Genomic DNA, 19,832 nt, shown 5'->3' on the forward strand with positions numbered 1-19,832 from the left:
CGCGGCGCGCTTCCCGCCTTCCGCACATCAATTCGTAGCGCGAATCATCGTCGAAGCCTGCCCGACGTCCGGCAGAACCGCTTCCGCTCGCGTGCCCGATCCGTGATGGCTGCGCGTTCGGTGTTTTCACCGATCCGATTCTTTCCGCCGGGAAAGCGCCGTGAAGGATTGCCCCCTCTACGATGCTATGCGTCGGCCCGCTCGCTGTGGCCGGCAAGAGTCGGCATACATTACGTACTGCCAACGACCGGATTTCAATGCGGCAGCTCGGAGGAGACGATCTTGAAACGAAAAACCCTTGCCCTTTCCATCGCGGCGGCGGGCCTGTGCGCCGGCCACGCGCATGCGCAGTCGAGCGTGCAGCTCTACGGCCTGATGGACCTGAGCTTTCCGACCTACCGGACCCATGCCGATGCGAACGGCAAGCACGTGATCGGGATGGGCAACGAAGGCGAACCGTGGTTCAGCGGCAGCCGCTGGGGCCTGAAAGGCGCCGAAGACATCGGCGGCGGCACGAAGATCATCTTCCGCCTGGAAAGCGAATTCGTGGTCGCGAACGGCCAGATGGAAGACGAAGGCCAGATCTTCGACCGTGACGCGTGGGTCGGCGTCGAGGACGAGCGCTTCGGCAAGCTGACGGCCGGCTTCCAGAACACGATCGCGCGCGATGCGGCGACGATCTACGGCGACGCGTACGGCTCCGCGAAGCTGTCGACCGAGGAAGGCGGCTGGACCAACTCGAACAACTTCAAGCAGATGATCTTCTACGCGGCCGGCCCGACCGGCACGCGCTACAACAACGGCGTCGCGTGGAAGAAGCTGTTCAGCAACGGCATCTTCGCGAGCGCCGGCTACCAGTTCAGCAACTCGACGTCGTTCGCGACCGGCTCCGCGTACCAGGCCGCGCTCGGCTACAACGGCGGGCCGTTCGCCGTGTCGGGCTTCTACAACCACGTGAACCACAACGGCTTCCGGAACCAGACGTTCTCGGTCGGCGGCAACTACACGTTCGACATCGTGCGCCTGAATGCCGGCTACTTCCGCTACAACGGCGACCAGGGCCCGCTCGGCCAGCGCCACGACGATTCGTGGACGGTGTCGATGAAGATCGCGCCGAAGGGCGCGCTCGACTACGAGCTCGGCTACCAGCAGATGCGCATCAAGAACGCCGCGAACAACGCGGACGGCTTCACGCCGAACGCCAACCTCGGCGCGTTCAGCCTGACCAACGGCGTCGCCAACGGTTTCAAGGAGACGATCTACGGGTCGGTGTTCTATCACCTGAGCAAGCGCACCGAGGTGTACCTGGCCGGCGACTACATGAAGCTGCACGGCGGCTACACGGTGTCGTCGACGTTCGGCGCGAAGAACCAGCTCGAACTGACGTCGGGCATCCGCACGCGCTTCTGACCCGAGGCGGTCATCCGGGCGGGGCCCGCCGGGCCCTGCCGCACCCTTCTTCCGGGATTCTCCATGCGGGCACGCCGGCGCTTGCGCCGACCGTGCCCTTTTTTTCGTCCTGTTTCAGCCTTTGAGCGGCGCCGTCGCGCGCCCGCCGGCCGCCCCGCGCGACAACCGGCCCGAACCCGCTCGCGGCCCGTCCGGCGGGCGATCGCGGCCGATGCGCACGCGCCCGGCCCACATCGGCGCTTGACCTGCGCCGACCGACTCGCTAGCGTTTCGGGTTTGCCCGGGCGGCCGTTGCCGCCGGTGCCGTGAGCGCGCCCGACGTCCTGGCGCGCGCGGCCGGGTTCCGATGGAAAAGACGATGCAGAAACTCGATGCGGCCAGCCCGCAGGCGATGTCGACGGATTTCACCGCCGACAACGTCGCGCGCCTGAAGGCGCTGTTCCCCGAACTCGTGACCGAAGGCCCGCACGGCGCGTCGGTCGACGTCGACGTGCTGAAGGCGCTGGTCGGCGAGCGCACGGTCGGCGACGCCGACGAGCGCTACGGCTTCCACTGGCACGGCAAGCGCGCCGCGCGCCAGGCCGCGCTCACGCCGTCGACGGGCACGCTGCGGCCCTGCCCCGACGACAGCGTCGCGTGGGACGACACGCGCCATCTGGTGATCGAGGGCGACAACCTCGACGTGATGAAGCTGCTGCACAAGAGCTACGCCGGCAAGGTGAAGCTCGTCTACATCGATCCGCCGTACAACACCGGCAGCGATTTCGTCTATCCGGACGACTTCAGCGACAGCATCCGCCACTACCTGGCGATGACGGGCCAGACCGAAGCCGGCGTGAAGCGCAGCACCAACACCGAGGCGAACGGCCGGTTCCACACCGACTGGCTGAACATGATGTATCCGCGCCTGAAGCTCGCGCACGCGCTGCTGTCCGACGAAGGGCTGATCGCGGTGCACATCGACGAGCACGAAGTGCATGCGCTGGTGCTGATGCTGCGCGAGATCTTCGGCGAGGAAAACGAGCTCGGCGTGGCCGTGTGGGACAAGCGCAACCCGAAGGGCGACGCGCGCGGCGTCGCGTACCAGCACGAATCGCTGGTGCTGTTCGCGCGCAACGCCGAGACGCTGCTCGAACGGGCGCCGCTCAAGCGCCCGAAGCGCAACGCGCAGCGCATGCTCGACGCCGCGCACGACGCGGTGTACCGCAGCGGCAACCCGAAGGACGCGCAGAAGGCGTACCGCGCGTGGATGAAGGCGCAGACCAACCTGTCCGGCGGCGAGGTGATGTACGACCGGCTGTCGGCGGAAGGCCGCGTGTACCGCCTCGTGTCGATGGCCTGGCCGAACAAGAAGAAGGCGCCCGAAGAATATTTCACGCCGCTGATCCACCCGGTCACCGGCAAGCCGTGCGCGATGCCGGCGCGCGGCTGGCGCAACCCGCCGGCGACGATGCAGGCGCTGCTCGAACGCGGCCAGATCGAATTCGGCCCGGATGAAACCACGCAGCCGCAGCGGATCTACTACCTCGACGAGAACATGTACGAGAACGTGCCGTCGGTGCTGCCGTTCGCCGGCTCCGACGACGCGCTGCTGAAGACGCTCGGCATTCCGTTCGACCTGCCGAAGCCGGTCGACTTCGCGGCGGCCGTGATCGGCTGGTGCACGCGCGGCGACGACATCGTGCTCGACTGCTTCGCCGGCTCCGGCTCGACCGGCCACGCTGTCATGCAGGTGAACGCGACCGACGGCGGCGCGCGCCGCTACATCCTCGTGCAGCTGCCCGAGGCGCTCGACCGCCGCGACAAGACGCAGACGGCCGCCGCCGATTTCTGCGCGAAGCTGAAAAAACCGCTGACGCTCGCCGAAATCACGAAGGAACGCCTGCGCCGCGCCGCGCAGCAGGTCGCGCGCGACTATCCGGAAAGCTATGGCGACCTCGGCTTTCGCGTGTACCGGCTCGACACGACCAACGTGATCGAGTGGGACCCGCGCCGCGACGACTTCGACCATGCGCTCTTCGCGTCCGTCGAACACGTGAAGACCGGCCGCACCGAGGACGACCTGCTCGCCGAGCTGACGCTCAAGCTCGGCCTCGACCTGTGCACGCCGGTCGAGCATCACCAGGTGGCCGGCAAGACGGTGCACCTGATCGGGCGCGCGATCGTCGCGTGCTTCGATGCGCGCCTGTCGCGCGACGACGCGGGCCCGCTCGCCGACGGCATCGTCGACCTGCTCGACGCCACCGGCGCGTCGCGCGACGTCACGTGCCTGTTCCGCGACAGCGGCTTCGTCGACGACGTCGCGAAGCTCAATCTCGCCGCGCTGCTCGAACAGCACGGCGTGAAGCGCGTGCGGAGCCTGTGATGCGGCTGCATTTCGAAGCGGATCTCGACTACCAGCGCGAGGCGATCGACGCCGTCTGCGACCTGTTTCGCGGCCAGGAATCGTATCGCGGCGACTTCAGCGTGCTCGCGAACGCCGCGCCCGGCACGACGGCCGCCGCGCAAGGCTCGCTCGGCTTCGCGGTGTCGGAGCAAGGCGTCGGCAACCGGCTGTCGCTGACCGACGACGCGCTCGCGCGCAATCTCGCCGACGTGCAGCTGCGCGGCGGGCTGCCGCCGTCCGGCCTGCCCGGCTCGCGCGACTTCACCGTCGAGATGGAGACCGGCACCGGCAAGACCTACGTGTACCTGCGCACGATCTTCGAGCTGAACCGCCGCTACGGCTTCACGAAATTCGTGATCGTCGTGCCGTCGATCGCGATCAAGGAAGGCGTGCACAAGACGCTCGCGATCACCGAGGATCACTTCCGCGCGCTGTACGCGGGCGTGCCGTACGACTACTTCCTGTACGACTCCGCGAAGCTCGGCCAGGTGCGCCACTTCGCGGCGAGCGCGGCGATCCAGATCATGGTGATGACGGTCGCCGCGATCAACAAGAAAGAGATCAACAACCTCTACAAGGACAGCGAGAAGACCGGCGGCGAGAAGCCGATCGACCTGATCCGCGCGACGCGACCGATCGTGATCGTCGACGAGCCGCAAAGCGTCGACGGCGGCCTCGAAGGGCGCGGGCGCGAAGCGCTCGCCGCGATGGCGCCGCTCTGCACGCTGCGCTATTCGGCCACCCACGTCGACCGTCACCACATGGTGTACCGGCTCGATGCGGTGGACGCGTACGAGCGCAAGCTCGTCAAGCAGATCGAGATCGCGTCGGCGATCGTCGAGGATGCGCACAACAAGCCGTACGTGCGGCTCGTCGGCGTGTCGAACCGGCGCGGCGCGATCAGCGCGCGCGTCGAACTCGACGTCGCGACGGCGGCCGGCGTGAAGCGCCAGATCGTGTCGGCCACCGACGGCGACGATCTCGAGCGCCTGACCAAGCGCGCGCTGTATGCGGGGCTGCGGATCGGCGAGGTGCATGCGGTCAAGGGCGCCGAATACGTCGAGCTGCGCCATCCGGAAGGCGAGGCGTTCCTGTCGCTCGGCGAGGCGTTCGGCGACATCGACACGCTCGCCGTGCAGCGCGAGATGATCCGCCGCACGATCCGCGAGCATCTCGACAAGGAGCTGCGTCTGGCCGAACGCGGCGTGAAGGTGCTGTCGCTGTTCTTCGTCGACTCGGTCGAGCGCTATCGCCGCTACGACGAGAACGGCATGCCCGTGAAGGGCGACTACGCGCTGATCTTCGAAGAGGAATATGCGCGCGCGGCCCGCGTACCGGCCTACCGTGCGCTGTTCGACGGCGTCGACATCGCCCTCGAGGTCGAGCGTGCGCACAACGGCTACTTCTCGATCGACCGCAAGGGCGGCTGGACCGACACGAGCGAAAGCAGCGCGGCGGCCCGCGAGAACGCGGAGCGCGCATACGGCCTGATCATGCGCGAGAAGGAAGCGCTGCTGTCGTTCGACACGCCGCTGAAGTTCATCTTCTCGCACTCGGCGCTGAAGGAAGGCTGGGACAACCCGAACGTGTTCCAGATCTGCACGCTGCGCGACATCCAGACCGAACGCGAGCGCCGCCAGACGCTCGGCCGCGGGCTGCGCCTCGCGGTCGACCAGGACGGCGAACGCGTGCGCGATCCGGGCGTGAACACGCTCACCGTGATCGCGACCGAGCGCTACGAGTCGTTCGCGGAAAATCTCCAGAAGGAAATCGAGGCCGATACGGGCATCCGCTTCGGGATCGTCGAGCAACACCAGTTCGCGGCGCTGCCGGTGCAGGAAGACGACGGCCCCGCGCATGCGCTCGGCATCGAGCTGTCGCGCGTGCTGTGGAACCATCTGCACGAGCAGGGCTACGTCGACGCGCAGGGCAAGGTGCTCGACCGGCTGAAGGATGCGCTGCGCCAGAGCGCGCTCGTGCTGCCGGACGCGTTCGAGCGGCTGCGCGCGCCGATCGTCGCGACGCTGCGCAAGCTGTCGGGCCGCTTCGCGGTGCGCAACGCCGACGAGCGCCGCGCGATCGCGTTGCGGCGCGATGCGTCGGGCAAGGCCGTCGTGTTCGGCGAGGATTTCCGCGCGCTGTGGGATCGCATTCGCCATCGCACCGTGTACCGCGTCGAGTTCGACAACGCGAAGCTGGTGCGCGACTGCACGGCCGCGTTGCGCGACGCGCCGGACATCGCACGGGCGCGGCTGCAGTGGCGCAAGGCCGAGATCGACATCGGCAAGGCCGGCATCGAGGCGATCGAGGTGGCCGGCGCCGGCACCGTGCTGCTCGACGAAGGCGAATTGCCGCTGCCCGACCTGCTCACCGAGCTGCAGGACCGCACGCAGCTCACGCGTCGCTCGCTCGCGACGATCCTCGCGGACAGCGGCCGGCTCGACGATTTCCGCGTGAATCCGCAGCAGTTCATCGCGGTCGCGGCCGATGCGATCAACCGCTGCAAGCGGCTCGCGCTCGTCGCGGGCATCGCGTACCGCAAGCTCGGCGAGCGCCACGTGCATGCGCTCGAATCGTTCGAGAGCGAGGCGCTGACCGGCTACCTGCGCAACCTGCGGCTGGACGCGCGCAAGTCGATCCACGAAGCGGTGGTGTGCGAGACGGACGCGGAGCGCGCGTTCGCCGATGCGCTCGAAGCGCACGACGGCGTGAAGCTGTACGCGAAGCTGCCTGCATGGTTCCGCGTGCAGACGCCGCTCGGCAGCTATCACCCGGACTGGGCCGTGCTCGCGGAACAGGATGGCGGCGAGCGGCTGTACTTCGTCGTCGATACGCCGAATGCCGACGGCCACGTGCCGAGCGAGCACGAGCGCGCGAAGCTCGCATGCGGCGAAGCGCATTTCCGCGCGCTGGTCGACGGCGACGGCGCGGCGCGCTTCGTGCGCGTCGGGCGGGCGGATGCGTTGTTCGAATCGGCCTCCGGTGCGCCGCCGGCGGGCGGCGAGCGGTAAGACGAAGGGCGGCGACGAGCCGCCCTTTTTTTCGGCGTGGCTCGGCTTTTATCGATCGTGCCGGGTGCCCGCGTGTCGCCTGTTGCTCCGGCCGGTTTTCATCCTGTCATTCGCGTGAAAGCAATCCGTATTCTCGCGGGCGGGCGCGGCGGTTACGGCTGGTTGCAAATCGGGTCGGCACGATGTTTCCGGTCGCCAGCCACGTTGCGTTTTCACCATGAAAAAAGGGCGCCGAAGCGCCCTTCTCCTGCATTCGCTGGCCGTGCTTACAGCGTGCGGCCGAATGCGTTGCGATGCGAATGATGCGTGGACGTCGACGCATGGGCGGTATGGCCATGCGCGTGCGAGTGACCGCGGCCCGGCTGCGTGCCGGCGCGATCGGCGATCGTGTCGGAACGGTCGGCCGCGCGCGCGAGGCCCTTGTCGCGGTCGCCCGCGTGCATGCCGTTCGAGTTGCTCAGCGCCTGGCCGCTCATGTGGCCGCCGGACATGCCGCCCGCATTGCCGCCCGAGCCGCCTGCGCCATGACCGCCGCCGTTGCCCCCGCCACCGCCATTGCCGCCGGCCGCCGCATGCGCGGACACTGAGCCGAGCGCGAGCAGCGCGGCCGTCAGGACGGACAGATATCGTTGCTGTTTCATCTGGTGCTCCCTGGAGCGCGTTTGTGTGACTGCATTTTATGAACGCGCGACATTCGCGCCACACGACGTTGTAAATGATCGTAACGACGCGTGCGGCACGCATTCGTCGTATCAATTCGGTATGCGCATGAACGCCGGAACGAAGCACCGGAGCGACGCCACGGCATCGCCCCGGTAACGAGGTCGCTTACTGCGCCGGCTGCATGCCCTGCACGGCGGCCTTGTGCTGCGCGGCCTGCTCTTGCGCCTGCTTCTTCGCCATGTGATGGCCGACGATACAGCCGCCGACCGCGCCAACCACCGCGTGGTGTCCCGCGTAGTGGCCGGCCACCCCGCCGACCACCGCGCCCTTCATGCAGCCCGCCGCGTGCGCGCTGCCGATCGTTGCGAGCGCAACGACTGCGGCGGTTGCATACCGTCCGATGTACCGGATGGGATTCATGTGATCACTCTCCTCAGGTCGTCGTGATCAGTGCGCTCGTGAGCCGGTCGCGCTCAGTCCCAACGGCCGCGCCAGCCGCCACCGTCACGCCAGGCGCGCTCGCGCCACTCGTGCTCGCGCCATTCACGGCGGCGCCACTCGTGTTCACGCCACTGACGCGCACGCCAGTCGTCATCGCGATAGCCGACCGGCGCGTACATCACCGGCGGAGGCGGCGCCACATAGACAGGCGCCGGCGCCGTGTAGACGCCCGGCACGCCGATGCCGACCGACAGGTCGACGTGGGCCGACGCGACGCCCGAGGCTGCCAGCGCCGCTACACCGAGAACTGCACCGAGAATAAGTTTCTTGCTCATTTCGCGACTCCCTGCACGTGTCGTGCGTCATGTGACTACGGTTCGGAGTCTAGGCACCGGACGCTGACACAGGTGAAACGGGTATGCGAGACAGGTAACGGACGTTTACGGGTACCCGCAAAGCCTGATGGAGCAAGGAAAAGGCGGTATTCCACACACCGTTGCAGCGACGCACCGGGTCGGTAAAAAGGGGTTTTTCGGCACGAAACCGGCGATCGGATCGCACTTGCCGGTGTGCATGGCGAGCGAACCGTCCTCGCCTTCGCGGCGCGGGCGGTTCGCGGCAACGCACGTTACGCGCGGATATCGTCGACGCTGCGCAGCCAGTGGACGCTGAACAGGTTGTCCGCGTCGGTCCACACGGTATCGGGTTCGAACCCGGCGCGGCGCGCGATCGCATGAAAGCCGTCGATCGTGAACTTGTGCGAGTTCTCCGTATGGATGCGTTCGCCAGCTTCGAAACGGAACACGTGGCCGCGCACGTGCACGGTCTGCGCGACGTCGCTGACCAGATGCATCTCGATGCGCTGCCGCCCGCGATCGTAGAACGCGCAGTGCGAGAACGCGTCGACGTCGAAGTCCGCGCCGAGCTCCGCGTTCGCGCGCACCAGCAGGTTCAGGTTGAACTGCGCGGTCACGCCCTGCGCGTCGTTGTACGCGTGATGCAGCGTGCGTTCGTCCTTCACGAGATCCGCGCCGACCAGCAGGCCGCCGCCGCGCAGCAGCCGCGCCGCGTCGCGCAGGAACGTGTCGGCCTCTTCCGGCGAGAAGTTGCCGATCGTCGAGCCGGGAAAGAAACCGATGCGCCGCCGCGGCGTCTCGGTCAGCGCGGCCAGTTGCTCGGCCTTCGTGTAGTCGGCCGCGAGCGGCGCGACGTCGAGCCACGGATAGGCCGCCCGCAGCCGCGCGGCCGCGCCGTGCAGGTAATCGGCGGAGATGTCGACCGGCACGTAGCGCGCCGGTGCGTTCGCATAGTTGTCCGCGAATGCGTCGAGCAGCACGCGGATCTTCTCGAGCGAACCCGCGCCGAATTCGACGATGTCCGCATGCGGGCCGACGCGCCGCACGATCTCGGCCGCGCGATCGCGCAGGATGCCGAGCTCGGTGCGCGTCGGGTAGTACTCGGGCAGTTCGCAAATGCGGTCGAACAGCGCGGAGCCGGCCGCATCGTAGAAGTATTTCGGCGGGATGCTGCGCGGCGTGCGCGACAGTCCGTCGATCAGGTCGCGCTCGAACGCGCTCGGCCGCGAATCGCGGGCGGGTTGCAGGCCACCGCTCGTGGCCGTCAGGTCAGACGTCTCGCGCAAGTCGCACTCCCGTGAATTGCCAGCGTGCCGCCGGCGGAAAGAAATTGCGGTACGTCGGCCGTTCGTGTCCGGGTGGCGTCGCGATGCTGCTGCCGCGCAGGACCTGCTGGCCGACCATGAACTTGCCGTTGTATTCGGCCGCGACCCCGGCGAGCGGCCGAAAGCCCGGATACGGCTCGTAGGACGACCGCGTCCACTGCCACACGTGGCCGAGCATCTGCCGGATGCCGTCGGCCGCGAACGCGGTTTCCCATTCGAATTCGGTCGGCAGCCGCGCGCCGGCCCATTCCGCATACGCGGCCGCTTCGTAGAAGCTCACGTGGCACACCGGCGCGTCGGGTGCGAGCGGCTCGACGCCGTGCAGGCCGAAGGTGCGCCGCACGCGCGTGGCGGCCGCATCGTCGTCGTCCGGCATCCAGTACGCGGGGCCTTGCCACCCTTCCCGCTGCACCGTGGCCCAGCCGTCGGACAGCCAGAATTCGGGGCGCGTATAGCCGCCATCGGCAACGAACGCCGCGAATTCCGCGTTCGTCACGAGGCGATTCGCGATCTCGTACGGCCGCACGAGCGCGGTGTGACGCGGCCGTTCGTTGTCGAACGAGAACGCGTCGCCATCGTGGCCGATCTCGACGAGCCCGCCGGGCTGGGGCAGCCAGCGCAACGGGCCGGCGTCGCCCGCGGCGAGCGCGCATCCGGCTTCGTCGCCCGTGCGCGGCCGGAATGCCGGCCGCAACGGGTTGCACGAGAACGCATGGAGCATGTCGGTGACGATCAGTTCCTGATGCTGCTGCTCGTGATGCAGGCCGAGCACGAGCTCGGGGGCAATCGCGTCGAGCAGCGCCGCATCGGCGCCGGCCAGCGCGCGCAGCATCGCATCGTCGACGTATTGCCGATATGCATGCACCTCGTCGAGCGACGGACGCGTGAGCAGCCCGCGCTGCGGCCGCGGATGGCGCGGGCCGAGCGCTTCGTAATAGGAATTGAAGAGGAACTGGAATGCGTCGTCGAACGGCGCGTAGCCGGGCACGCGGCGCATCAGCACGACGGTTTCGAAGAACCAGGTCGTATGCGCGAGGTGCCATTTCGTCGGACTCGCGTCCGGCATCGACTGCACGGCCTGGTCTTCGGCGGACAGCGTCGCGGTCAGCGCGACGCTATGGGCGCGCACGTCCTGGTAACGGCGCTGAAGCTGGGATGCAAGAAGGCTCATCGGTTTACCGTCCACGTCGCGATTCGCTGCGTTGCGTTGCCGGAAAAGGGAAAGCCTTGCGCTCGAATGCGCGCGGCTGACGTGCGACCTGCTGCTGCGTCGTCGGGCAGCCGGCGCGCGCGCCGGGCCGCGGATGCGGCGTCACTTCATCTGCCCGTGCAGAACAGTATGGTCCAGAAATGTGAACGTCGCGAATCGGATTTCGGGTGAAACGAACAAGAAAGAAAAATGAAAGCATTCGTGATGTCGGCATCGCATGTGCAACGGACCGTCGGCGCCGGTCGCGACGGGGCTCGGCCGGCGGACGCAATACCCATGCCCGCGGCTGCGCACTCCTGACGCCCGGTGACAACCGCACGGCGGGCGTGAAAGGTCGATGGCGCGCGTTCGTCGGAAGCGTCGCGTCATGCGGACGCTTCGGCGGTCGATATCGCGTCCTTCGGCGCCCTGCTCAACGGCTCATCGGTCCTTCGCTTGCCGCTGCCCGCTTCGGCGGTCCAAAAAATTTTTTGCATCGATGTCACACACGCGGGGGGCTCGCTCGTCATATCAGCGGAACCCACACGAAAGGAGAAGGAACCATGACTGCGAAACTCAATCCGTTTGCCGCCGCCCCCGCGCTGATGAAGAGCTGGATGACCGTGTCGGTCGCCGCGGCCGGGAGCCTCGAGCCGACGCTGATCGAGCTGGTCAAGATCCGTGCATCGCAGATCAACGCGTGCGCGAACTGCCTTAACATGCACACCGTCGAGGCGCGCGAGCAAGGCGAGACCGAGCAGCGCATCTACCTGCTGTCCGCGTGGCGCGACGCGCCCTGCTACACCGACCGCGAGCGCGCGGCGCTCGGCTGGACCGACGCGCTCACCCGGCTGTCGGAGGGCCATGCGGCGCACGAAGCGGCCTACGCGGCGCTGAACGACCATTTCAGCGAGGAAGAACAGGTGAAACTCACGGTGATGATCAACGTGATCAACGGCTGGAACCGGCTCGCCGTCGGCTTCGGGCTGTGGGTCGACCCGGCCGATGCGAAGGCCGCCGCCGCGAAGATGGTGGCCTGATGCCGAGCCTCGACCCGGCCAGCGGCCGCGCCGAACAACAGGCCGACGCGGCGACGAGCTTCGACCCGCTGCGCCGCACGCTGATCCGCGTCGCGTACCGGATGCTCGGCTCCGTCGCGGATGCCGAGGACATGGTGCAGGAGGCGTTCATCCGCTGGATGAACGTCGACCGTACCGAGGTGCGCGTGCCCGAGGCGTTCCTGCGCCGCATGGTGATGCGCATGTGCGTCGACCAGCTGAAGTCCGCGCGACACCAGCGCGAGACCTATATCGGCCCGTGGCTGCCCGAGCCGGTCGTCGAGGAAGACGAACCGGACGACGTCACGCTGCCGCTGCTGCTCGCGCTCGAACGGCTCTCGCCGCTCGAACGCGCGGCGTTTCTGCTGCACGACGTGTTCGGCCTCGAATTCGACGAAGTGGCCACGACGATCCAGCGCGACCCGGCCGCGTGCCGGCAGCTCGCCGCGCGGGCCCGCACGCACGTGCGCGACGCGCGGCCGCGTTTTCATGTCGAGAAGCAGCGCGGGATCGAACTGGCCGAAGCGTTCTTCGCGGCGTCACGCAGCGGCGACATGCGTGCGCTCGGCGCGATGCTCGCCGAGGACGTGAGCCTGCATTCCGACGGTGGCGGCAAGCGCGCGGCGGCCGGCAAGCCGGTGTTCGGCTTCGAGCGCGTGATGCGGGTGCATGCGTATCTGGCCGAGCTGTTCGCGACGCATGCGTCGACGCTCGTGCGGGCCGGGTTCATCAACGGGCTGCCGGGCTTCGTCACGCGGGAAGCCGATGGCGAGCTGCAGACGACTGCGCTGGAGATCGACGACGGCAAGGTCGTCGCGATCTATGTCGTACGCAATCCTGACAAGTTGAAGCATCTGCATTGAAGGCGGCGCGCATGCGCCGTGTGCGATGTGCCATATGAACGCATGGCGCCAGCGCCGCCCTCTTCTTTCTGCCCTGCGTTGCCGGTTGCCGGCTACCGCGATCAGTACATCGCGCCTCCGGCGTTGCCCATCATGAACAGCAGTACGCCGAGCAGCGGCGTCGCGACGGCGAAACCGGCCGCCGCCAGCCAGTTCGTGCCGCCTTGCGCCTCGAGCAGCGCGAGAAACGATTCGCGGGACGTCGCGGTCGGGCGCAGTTTTTCGATCTGGCGCTCGACGTGCCGCTTGTAGAGGCCGTTCCCGTACCAGCCGAGCGACACCGCGATCGCGATCGTGGCCGGGTCGAGCACGCTCGATTCGAAGTATCCCGGGAAGTACAGCAATTCGACCAGCGTGATGCCGAGCGTGACGGCGAGCACGGTGGCCGCCTGCCAGTACATGCATCGGTACGCCAACCAGACCGGGCCGAGAAAGCACGCGGCCCAGTTCCACGATTGCCGGCTTTTGCGCGAGTCGGCGATCGCCCATTTTCGTTCGAACCAGGCGGCGTTCTTGCGGACGTAAGCGGCGATTTCGTCGTTGCTCGCAGGCGATGCAGCGGTCGAGACCTCGGACATGATCGTGTGCTCTCAGTCGCGCGGAACGCGCGTCGTTGTTCTGATGCGGTGGAAATCGGGTGACGGGCGAAGTCGCCGCGTCGATGCGCAGACGATTCTACGCGCCGTGCAGCGGCCGTTGTGTGGCAGATCGGGATATCGAAGAGAGCACGCGATGCCGCGGTTCCGGCAACGCATCGGGGCTTCACGCGTCGTTTCGGACCGGAAAAGAAAAACGCCACGCGAAGTTGCCGCGTGGCGTTTGTATGTTTGGCGAGCCGCGTTGCCTGTAGGCAAGTTGTGCTGCCGGACCCCTTCATTTTGTTCGTTGGTAGGCTCGATTGGATTCGAACCAACGACCCCCACCATGTCAAGGTGGTGCTCTAACCAACTGAGCTACGAGCCTAAGAAGCCGCGAATTATAGAGAGGGTTTTGGGGGAGCACAAGCCCCTTCGTGAAAATTTTTTGAATCGACGTGTGCGGTGGGCTGACGATCGATGTTGCCTCGCGAGGCCGCGAGCGTGAGCTTCACCTGTTCGCATCACAGCAAAACGCGTCGATGTGATGCGGTGTTATCCACATTGCCCTCTGGATAACCGTCCGGGAAGTCTCTGGATTCACAGTGGAACGATTGAGGATATGTCGGCGAGTCTGTGAATCGACGAAAAGTTGTTCTGTGCTGCCGAGCGCTGTTCACGTCGCGCACCCAGGGTTATGCATTTCGCTTCGCGTTGAAAATTCAGTGCGTTACCGAGGTTATCCACTGTGGGGCACAGCGCTTGTTAACTATCACTACGTATATATACGAACCCTGTTAACACCTTTGGATAAGCACAGTCCGGCGACTGTGATCCGCTCAGGACATGCACTGCGTGCAGCGGCTGGATGAACGAAGCGGAACGCTGTGAAGTGCTCGAGCGATACGTGAGCCGTCATGTCTGTAGAATCGCCAGCATCCAGGATGCAAAGGCTCGGCGAACGGGCTCACGGCAAATGACCGATGCTTCATCGCCCCGTCTCCAGGCACTCGATATCGATACGGTCGTACGCAGGATGCAGCACCATCCAGGCGACATCGTGTTCGAGCAACGCGTGTCGATACCGGAAGCCGAGGTCCTGTGTTGCCGCTACGAGGGCGAGCGATTCAACGTGAAGTTCGATCTCGACTACGGCATGTTTGTCGAGCGTGTTGGCATGCTGTCCGCCGAGGACGTCGCGAAGATCGTTGGATGGCTCACGAAGGTGGCAGGGTGATCACGGCAGACGATACGGGGCGAAGCGATCGATGAAGGCACCTGTCAATGAGATGCTGGTGACGGATATCGCAGGCCGCGTTGCGGTCGTCGTGACCGAGCTGACAGCTGCCGCCGATGTGCTGAAGCAGTTGGGCTTCGCTCGACAATCCGATCGCTGGGAACGCGCGATCGCAGATGACCATGACCGCCAGGCGCTCGTAGCCGCGCTCATCGATCTCGATGCGCTGTTCTCCGCGGGCCGTGACTGGAGCCCGCAGGCACTCGTCGAGTATTACCGGGAGATCGGTGTCGTTCGAAGTGGTTACCGTTCGGTTGCATGGCGCGGGCCGTCGCAATACGCGGTCGAACGACATGACTGAATCACGCGAGGCAACGCGATGACGTACACGGTCCCGATGGTGTCGCGCGGCGAAATCGTGCTGTCCGACGGAAACCGTACCGTGCGGGTGCCTGGCGAGGCATTGTCGTCCGGCGTGGACAACGGTCCCGCATTCGTCGTCTATGTCGATTCGATGAAGTACGTCGAGCCCCAAGGCGATGGCGAGACGATCGATAACGCCACGCGCGAGGCCGTGATCTCGGCGATCACCGACTATTTTTTGTCGCGACGTACAACGGTTGATTTCGAATCCTGAGCCAGTCACGAAACCGAGGAAAGAGCCGGGTGATGCGAGCGGCGCTTGCAAAGGGAGCAGGTAACGGGACCGATCATGTGCCGTCCGCACGGACACGATAACGGGATCACGATATCCGCGGGCATTGCCGCGCGCATCCGGCAGCGCGGGCAGTTTTCGCCCGGTGATATTCGCAGAACACGATGAGCACGTTGAATTTCGGCACGGTCGACCAGTGTTCGGTCACGCTCAACACAGCGACGCTGCTGGGCCTGAAGGCTACCTACGAAGACTTTGCGGCGACCGGACAGGATCTGCATAACTTCGAGATCTGCATCACGGATAAAAGGGCATCCACGGTGGACCCCGTGCCAGATGACGATGTCGTCACCATCACGTTCGTGGCAAAGCTGATTCCGGGTATGCGCGGACTGGGCAATGCAAACCGGCTCGGGAAGTCGATCCACTACGTCATCGCGCCGGAAACCGGCGAGAATCTCGGGAGAGTCGGGGCGAAGTGACCCGAAGCGCGAGCGGCGGTGTGTGGATAACCGGCGCACGATCCAGTTGAAACCCTGTGCATCCGAGCGGTGAGCGTCCTGGTTTCGATGGGCTCGTCGGCCTGAATGCATTGCCCGGCAAGGCTTTGCCGACCATGAAAGAGGGCAGCGAACGAATCGCCGGCGACGTCCGGATGTCGAATGCCGTGTGGATATCGTTGACTCGAAGCCACTCGAAACCGGCTGCATTCAACGGGTGAGCGTAGTCGAACCCGGCGAAGACGATCGGTCAATTACCCGGGTTGTGGATATCGATGCCCAAAACAACGAGAAACGCTGTGCATGCCAAAGGTGAGCGAACCCATCGAAGTCAGCACGCAGCACCATCAGGAGAGGTGTGGATATCCCGTTCCGCGGCGACTCGAAACCCTGTGATTTTAAAGGTGAGGGTGCCGGCGGGGTTTCGGATGTGAATAACAGCCCGGGGAAGTCAGTCGAAACGCTGTGCAAGCGAATGGTGAGCGTGCGCCCGTTCAAGCCCGCCGGGCCGCCGCACATAAGGCGCTGGCGGCTACCACCAACCGCCAGCCGGACGCGCATCCTGCCGCTTCAAGTCTGCTGATCGAGCGCCTGCACGACCGCCTTTTCCCCGAGGCTCCCGGCCGGCCCGACCACCGCATAGTTGAGCCCGTTCACGGATCCATACCGCGCCAGCAGCGCCCCATCCACGCGTTGTCCAGCGGTTAGCAGCCGATGTCCCGATTCCGCGGGCCGGAGATAGAAGCTCAGCGTCCGCCCCGCGTCATCCTGATAGAGCACCATCGCGGCGGTGGCCCCGCTGTCCGTCGTGAACAACCGTCCACCGACTGGCCTGAACCCCGCCGCGCTCAAATCCGGCAGCTTCGCCGATGCGCCCACGCGCCGGGTGAGCCAGCCCTGCAAATCGCCCGCACCGGTCGGCCGGTAATCGACCTTGGCCGTCCGATCGACCACCATCATCTGGTAAGCCTTGACCGCATCGCTCATCGGCGCGATGGGCGGCGGCGCGTTCCACCCGCGCGCCTGCCATCCGCCGAACGTCCCGAGCCCGACGCAGAACACGAACGAAGCCGCCATCGCGAACCGCATCCGCGAGCGTTCGGCTCGCCGGCCGCGAATCGCCGCCGGATCGAGCGCGGGATTATCGGCCGGCATCCGCACGCTCTCCAGCGCGGCCCGCAACCGCTGCGCGTCCTGCTGCCATTGCTTCACCTGTTCCGCACGCGCCGGATGCAGCGCGAGATAGCGCTCGACCGCGGCACGCGCATCGTCGTCGAGCTGGCCGTCGACATAGGCCTGAAGGTCGTGTTCGTTCGGAGGCGTGTTCATTTCTTCATCAGCCGCAAGGAAGGAGCAGGAAGTTCGCCATCGCTGAGCTGGCGCAGCGCCTGGCGCGCGCGGGAGAGCCGCGACATCACCGTGCCGATCGGCACCTCGAGCAGGTCCGCGGCTTCCTGATAGGTGAAGCCCTCGACCGCGATGAGCAACAGCAGGCTGCGCTGCTCGTCCGAGAGCCGACCGAATGCTTCGAGCGTCGCGCGTGCCGCGAATTCGCGTTCGGCGGACGGCCAGTGTGCTTCGTCGTCGTCGCGGATGCGGCCGAGCAGCCAGCTGTAGCGCTTCGCGCTGCGTTTGCCGTCGAGAAATTGCCGGTACAGGATCGTGAAGAGCCAGCTGCGCAACGACGCGTCGTCGCGACGGCTCGTCCAGCGCGACAGCGCGCGCTCGAGCGTCGACTGGACGAGATCGTCGGCCGCGTGGACGTCGCGCGCCAGCCAGAGCGCGAAGCGTCGCAGCCGGGGGATGAGTTCGCGCAATGCTTCGTCGTCGAGGGCGGTGGAGGGCATGGCCGGGCCGGTTGCCGAAAGGGTCGTGGATGCCGCGTAGGACGCCGGCCGGCATCGATTATTCCCTCCAGCATACGAAAAAACTTTTCGTGGAATAAAGCGGCGCGGGCGGCGTCCTACGCGCGTTCGACAATGATCTGACGATCGGGAGTGCATTGATGAAGCAATCTTCCTCTTCTTCGCCGCAGCGCGAGCCCGGGCGCGGGTGGTGGCGCTGGGCCGTGATCGGCGGCGCGGTGGCCGGCGTGGCCGCGGCGTTCGGGTATGCCGGCGGGTGGCTCGCGCCGGCGCGTCTGACCCCGCACCGGCTCGTCGACGCGCTGCAGACCAACAGCGGCATCCATCCCGGCTACCGGCGCAATCACGCGAAGGGCGTGTGCGTGACCGGCTACTTCGAAGGCAACGGCGCCGCGAGCGCGTATTCGGTCGCGCCGTTCTTCAAGCCGGTGCGCACGCCGGTGGTCGGGCGCTTCGCGCTGCCGGGCGGAAATCCGTACGCGCCGGACAGCAGCGTGCCGATCCGAAGCCTCGCATTGAAGCTGACCGCGCCGGACGGCGAGCAATGGCGGACCGGGATGAACGCGATGCCGGTGTTTCCGGTCGCGACGCCGCAGGCGTTCTACGAGCAGACGCTCGCGACCCGCCCCGATCCGAAGACGGGCAAGCCCGATCCGGCGAAGGTGAAGGCGTTCTTCGGCGCGCACCCGGAAGCGGGCGCGTTCCTGAAGTGGGTGAAGGGTGCGAAGCCGAGCGCGAGTTACGTCACCGAAAGCTATTACGGGCTGAACGCGTTCTATTTCGTCGACGCGGCCGGCAAGCGCCAGGCGGTGCGGTGGCGCGTCGTGCCGGAGCAGACGGCCGGCGCCGGCGACGTCGCGACGGCCGCGGATCCGAACGTGCTGCAACAGGACGTGACGCAGCGCATCGCGGCCGGTGCGCAGAAGTGGAAGCTGCTGGTCACGCTGGCGGAGCCCGGCGACCCGGTGGACGACGCGACGAAGGTCTGGCCCGTGGAGCGCACGACGATCGACGCGGGCACGCTCGTGCTCGACCGCGTGGAGGCGCAGGACAGCGGCCCCTGCCGCGACGTGAATTACGACCCGACGGTGCTGCCGCAGGGGATCCAGGTGTCGGGCGATCCGCTGCTGGCGGCGCGCTCGGCCGCGTATGCGGATTCGTATCTGCGGCGCACGAGTGAAGAGGCCGGCGTGGCGGGCGCGGCGCGACTGAGTGGGGAGGGACGATGATGAAGGCTTCGACGACGTTTAGTGTGCCGGCGCGAGTGCTGCATTGGGTGATGGCCGCGATGGTTCTCGCGATGCTGTTCATCGGGGTGGGGATGGTGGCGTCCGTTTCCGAACGGCACGCAATCCTGGTGGCGATTCACAAGCCGCTCGGTGCGGCGGTACTGGTGCTGGTGTGTGTGCGGATCGTGGTGCGGATGCTGTCGAAGCCGCCGGCGTTGCCCGACGATCTGCCGTGGTGGCAGAAGGTGGCCGCGCACGGGTCGCATCTCGTGCTGTACGCGCTGATGGTGGCGATGCCGCTGATCGGCTGGGCGATGCTGTCGGCGGGCGGGTATCCGGTGACGCTGGGCGGCGGCGTGCAACTGCCGGCGCTGGTGTCGGCCGATCCGGTGACGTTCGCGTGGCTCCGGGTCGCGCATCGCGTGCTGGCCTATCTGTTCTTCCTGACGTTCCTCGCGCACTTTGCCGCGGCGCTGTATCACGGGCTGATTCGGCGGGACGGCGTGGTGAGGGCGATGGTGGGGCGGTAATCGACGGAAGGTTGGGCGCGATACGGCGGGGGCTGCTCAAGGGCGGCCGAGGCTGCGCCTGCCGTGCTGCCTATATAGGGGCACTGGGAAGTGCTCATCGGTCCCCGCCATAGCACGTCAAAAATATTTCACAAAAGGGGTTGCGGAGACCGGGGCAGATGCATAGAATCACGCCTCTTTCGCGCTAACGGAAACGCAGCGCGGGGGAAGAAGAGGGAAGCGGCGCTGTAGAAGTCGGTTTTATCGATTCCAGTGCACGTGAAATTAAACCGCAGTCGTCGCAGCGAAGTAGTTAAAAAAGTTGTTGACGAGTCTCAAAAAACGGTTGATAATCTCGCTTCTCTGCTGCTGAAAACGCAGCGCTGCTGAGGGATTCAAGATCCCTCGCAGACATGCTCTTTAAAAATTAACAGCCGATAAGTGTGGGCGCTTGATGACAGCGAGCTGATCCTCGGATCAGATAGCAAAAGTATCAAGAGTCTCACACTAAAGTAAGTCAG

At 66.2% G+C, this 19,832-nt stretch carries 19 protein-coding genes and 1 tRNA gene; 11 read left to right on the forward strand and 9 right to left on the reverse strand.

Annotation, left to right across the window (positions count from 1 at the left end):
• Positions 1 to 282 precede the first annotated feature (282 nt).
• The 3 genes from H0X91_RS16850 to H0X91_RS16860 all read left to right on the forward strand — a co-directional run bounded on the left by H0X91_RS16850 (position 283) and on the right by H0X91_RS16860 (position 6,807).
• Positions 283 to 1,410, forward strand: a complete 1,128-nt coding sequence (locus H0X91_RS16850; RefSeq protein ID WP_043204954.1) for a porin — start codon at positions 283 to 285, stop codon at positions 1,408 to 1,410.
• A 346-nt stretch (positions 1,411 to 1,756) separates the two neighbouring features.
• Positions 1,757 to 3,775, forward strand: a complete 2,019-nt coding sequence (locus tag H0X91_RS16855; protein ID WP_034178472.1) for a site-specific DNA-methyltransferase — start codon at positions 1,757 to 1,759, stop codon at positions 3,773 to 3,775.
• Positions 3,775 to 6,807: a type III restriction-modification system endonuclease gene (locus H0X91_RS16860; protein ID WP_196433154.1), complete on the forward strand. Its 3,033-nt coding sequence runs from the start codon at positions 3,775 to 3,777 to the stop codon at positions 6,805 to 6,807. The genes H0X91_RS16855 and H0X91_RS16860 overlap by 1 nt, the downstream gene beginning before the upstream one ends.
• 266 nt (positions 6,808 to 7,073) lie before the next feature.
• Here the strand turns inward: H0X91_RS16860 and H0X91_RS16865 are convergent, their stop codons facing one another.
• From H0X91_RS16865 to egtB, 5 genes are all read right to left on the reverse strand, one after another.
• The gene (locus H0X91_RS16865; protein WP_048984953.1) at positions 7,074 to 7,448 is read right to left on the reverse strand and encodes a hypothetical protein; all 375 of its coding nucleotides are present in this window, start codon (positions 7,446 to 7,448) and stop codon (positions 7,074 to 7,076) included.
• A gap of 187 nt (positions 7,449 to 7,635) precedes the next feature.
• Complete coding sequence (locus tag H0X91_RS16870) at positions 7,636 to 7,890, reverse strand: glycine zipper 2TM domain protein (protein WP_006487314.1); 255 nt, start codon at positions 7,888 to 7,890, stop codon at positions 7,636 to 7,638.
• A 53-nt stretch (positions 7,891 to 7,943) separates the two neighbouring features.
• Positions 7,944 to 8,246 carry a hypothetical protein gene (locus H0X91_RS16875; protein WP_006477218.1) on the reverse strand — a complete coding sequence of 101 codons (303 nt, stop codon included), beginning with the start codon at positions 8,244 to 8,246 and terminating at the stop codon, positions 7,944 to 7,946.
• Positions 8,247 to 8,539: 293 nt separating this feature from the next.
• Positions 8,540 to 9,553: an L-histidine N(alpha)-methyltransferase gene (gene egtD / locus H0X91_RS16880; RefSeq protein ID WP_124699369.1), complete on the reverse strand. Its 1,014-nt coding sequence runs from the start codon at positions 9,551 to 9,553 to the stop codon at positions 8,540 to 8,542.
• Positions 9,537 to 10,763, reverse strand: coding sequence for an ergothioneine biosynthesis protein EgtB (gene egtB / locus H0X91_RS16885; protein ID WP_006495412.1), 1,227 nt, complete (start codon positions 10,761 to 10,763; stop codon positions 9,537 to 9,539). Before egtB ends, egtD begins: the two co-directional genes overlap by 17 nt.
• Positions 10,764 to 11,344: 581 nt before the next feature.
• Here egtB and H0X91_RS16890 point away from each other — a divergent pair.
• Positions 11,345 to 11,821 carry a carboxymuconolactone decarboxylase family protein gene (locus H0X91_RS16890; RefSeq protein ID WP_034201185.1) on the forward strand — a complete coding sequence of 159 codons (477 nt, stop codon included), beginning with the start codon at positions 11,345 to 11,347 and terminating at the stop codon, positions 11,819 to 11,821.
• Positions 11,821 to 12,702, forward strand: coding sequence for a sigma-70 family RNA polymerase sigma factor (locus H0X91_RS16895; RefSeq protein WP_196433155.1), 882 nt, complete (start codon positions 11,821 to 11,823; stop codon positions 12,700 to 12,702). The genes H0X91_RS16890 and H0X91_RS16895 overlap by 1 nt, the downstream gene beginning before the upstream one ends.
• Positions 12,703 to 12,803: 101 nt before the next feature.
• Here H0X91_RS16895 and H0X91_RS16900 read toward each other — a convergent pair whose 3' ends face one another.
• A complete protein-coding gene (locus tag H0X91_RS16900) occupies positions 12,804 to 13,319 on the reverse strand; it encodes a DUF2628 domain-containing protein (RefSeq protein WP_196433156.1) in 516 nt (171 codons plus the stop codon).
• 308 nt (positions 13,320 to 13,627) lie between these two features.
• A tRNA-Val gene (locus H0X91_RS16905) sits at positions 13,628 to 13,704 on the reverse strand.
• Between the two features lie 480 nt (positions 13,705 to 14,184).
• Between H0X91_RS16905 and H0X91_RS16910 the strand changes: the two genes are divergently transcribed.
• The 4 genes from H0X91_RS16910 (at position 14,185) to H0X91_RS16925 (ending at position 15,690) form a co-directional block, all read left to right on the forward strand.
• Positions 14,185 to 14,553: a hypothetical protein gene (locus H0X91_RS16910; protein WP_230877958.1), complete on the forward strand. Its 369-nt coding sequence runs from the start codon at positions 14,185 to 14,187 to the stop codon at positions 14,551 to 14,553.
• Between the two features lie 31 nt (positions 14,554 to 14,584).
• Positions 14,585 to 14,914 (forward strand): hypothetical protein, encoded by a 330-nt coding sequence (locus tag H0X91_RS16915; RefSeq protein ID WP_196433157.1) that lies wholly within the window; start codon positions 14,585 to 14,587, stop codon positions 14,912 to 14,914.
• Between the two features lie 18 nt (positions 14,915 to 14,932).
• On the forward strand, positions 14,933 to 15,190 hold the full coding sequence (locus H0X91_RS16920; protein ID WP_060213137.1) for an Imm74 family immunity protein: 258 nt from the start codon (positions 14,933 to 14,935) through the stop codon (positions 15,188 to 15,190).
• A 182-nt stretch (positions 15,191 to 15,372) separates the two neighbouring features.
• Positions 15,373 to 15,690, forward strand: a complete 318-nt coding sequence (locus H0X91_RS16925; RefSeq protein ID WP_080323632.1) for a hypothetical protein — start codon at positions 15,373 to 15,375, stop codon at positions 15,688 to 15,690.
• Positions 15,691 to 16,278: 588 nt separating this feature from the next.
• Here H0X91_RS16925 and H0X91_RS16930 read toward each other — a convergent pair.
• Together H0X91_RS16930 and H0X91_RS16935 are read right to left on the reverse strand one after the other, a co-directional pair.
• Complete coding sequence (locus H0X91_RS16930; protein ID WP_196433158.1) at positions 16,279 to 17,037, reverse strand: anti-sigma factor family protein; 759 nt, start codon at positions 17,035 to 17,037, stop codon at positions 16,279 to 16,281.
• The gene (locus H0X91_RS16935; RefSeq protein WP_034201189.1) at positions 17,034 to 17,555 is read right to left on the reverse strand and encodes a sigma-70 family RNA polymerase sigma factor; all 522 of its coding nucleotides are present in this window, start codon (positions 17,553 to 17,555) and stop codon (positions 17,034 to 17,036) included. Before H0X91_RS16935 ends, H0X91_RS16930 begins: the two co-directional genes overlap by 4 nt.
• Positions 17,556 to 17,713: 158 nt before the next feature.
• On the opposite strand from H0X91_RS16935, the gene H0X91_RS16940 reads away from it, so the two are divergent.
• Together H0X91_RS16940 and H0X91_RS16945 are read left to right on the forward strand one after the other, a co-directional pair.
• Entirely contained in the window at positions 17,714 to 18,802 is a 1,089-nt protein-coding gene (locus H0X91_RS16940; protein ID WP_105866423.1) for a catalase family peroxidase, read from the forward strand.
• Entirely contained in the window at positions 18,799 to 19,332 is a 534-nt protein-coding gene (locus H0X91_RS16945) for a cytochrome b (RefSeq protein WP_196433159.1), read from the forward strand. The genes H0X91_RS16940 and H0X91_RS16945 overlap by 4 nt, the downstream gene beginning before the upstream one ends.
• The last annotated feature ends 500 nt before the right edge of the window (positions 19,333 to 19,832 follow it).

This window comes from Burkholderia sp. 9777_1386 (assembly GCF_015712265.1).
In the GTDB taxonomy this organism is placed as follows: domain Bacteria; phylum Pseudomonadota; class Gammaproteobacteria; order Burkholderiales; family Burkholderiaceae; genus Burkholderia; species Burkholderia cenocepacia.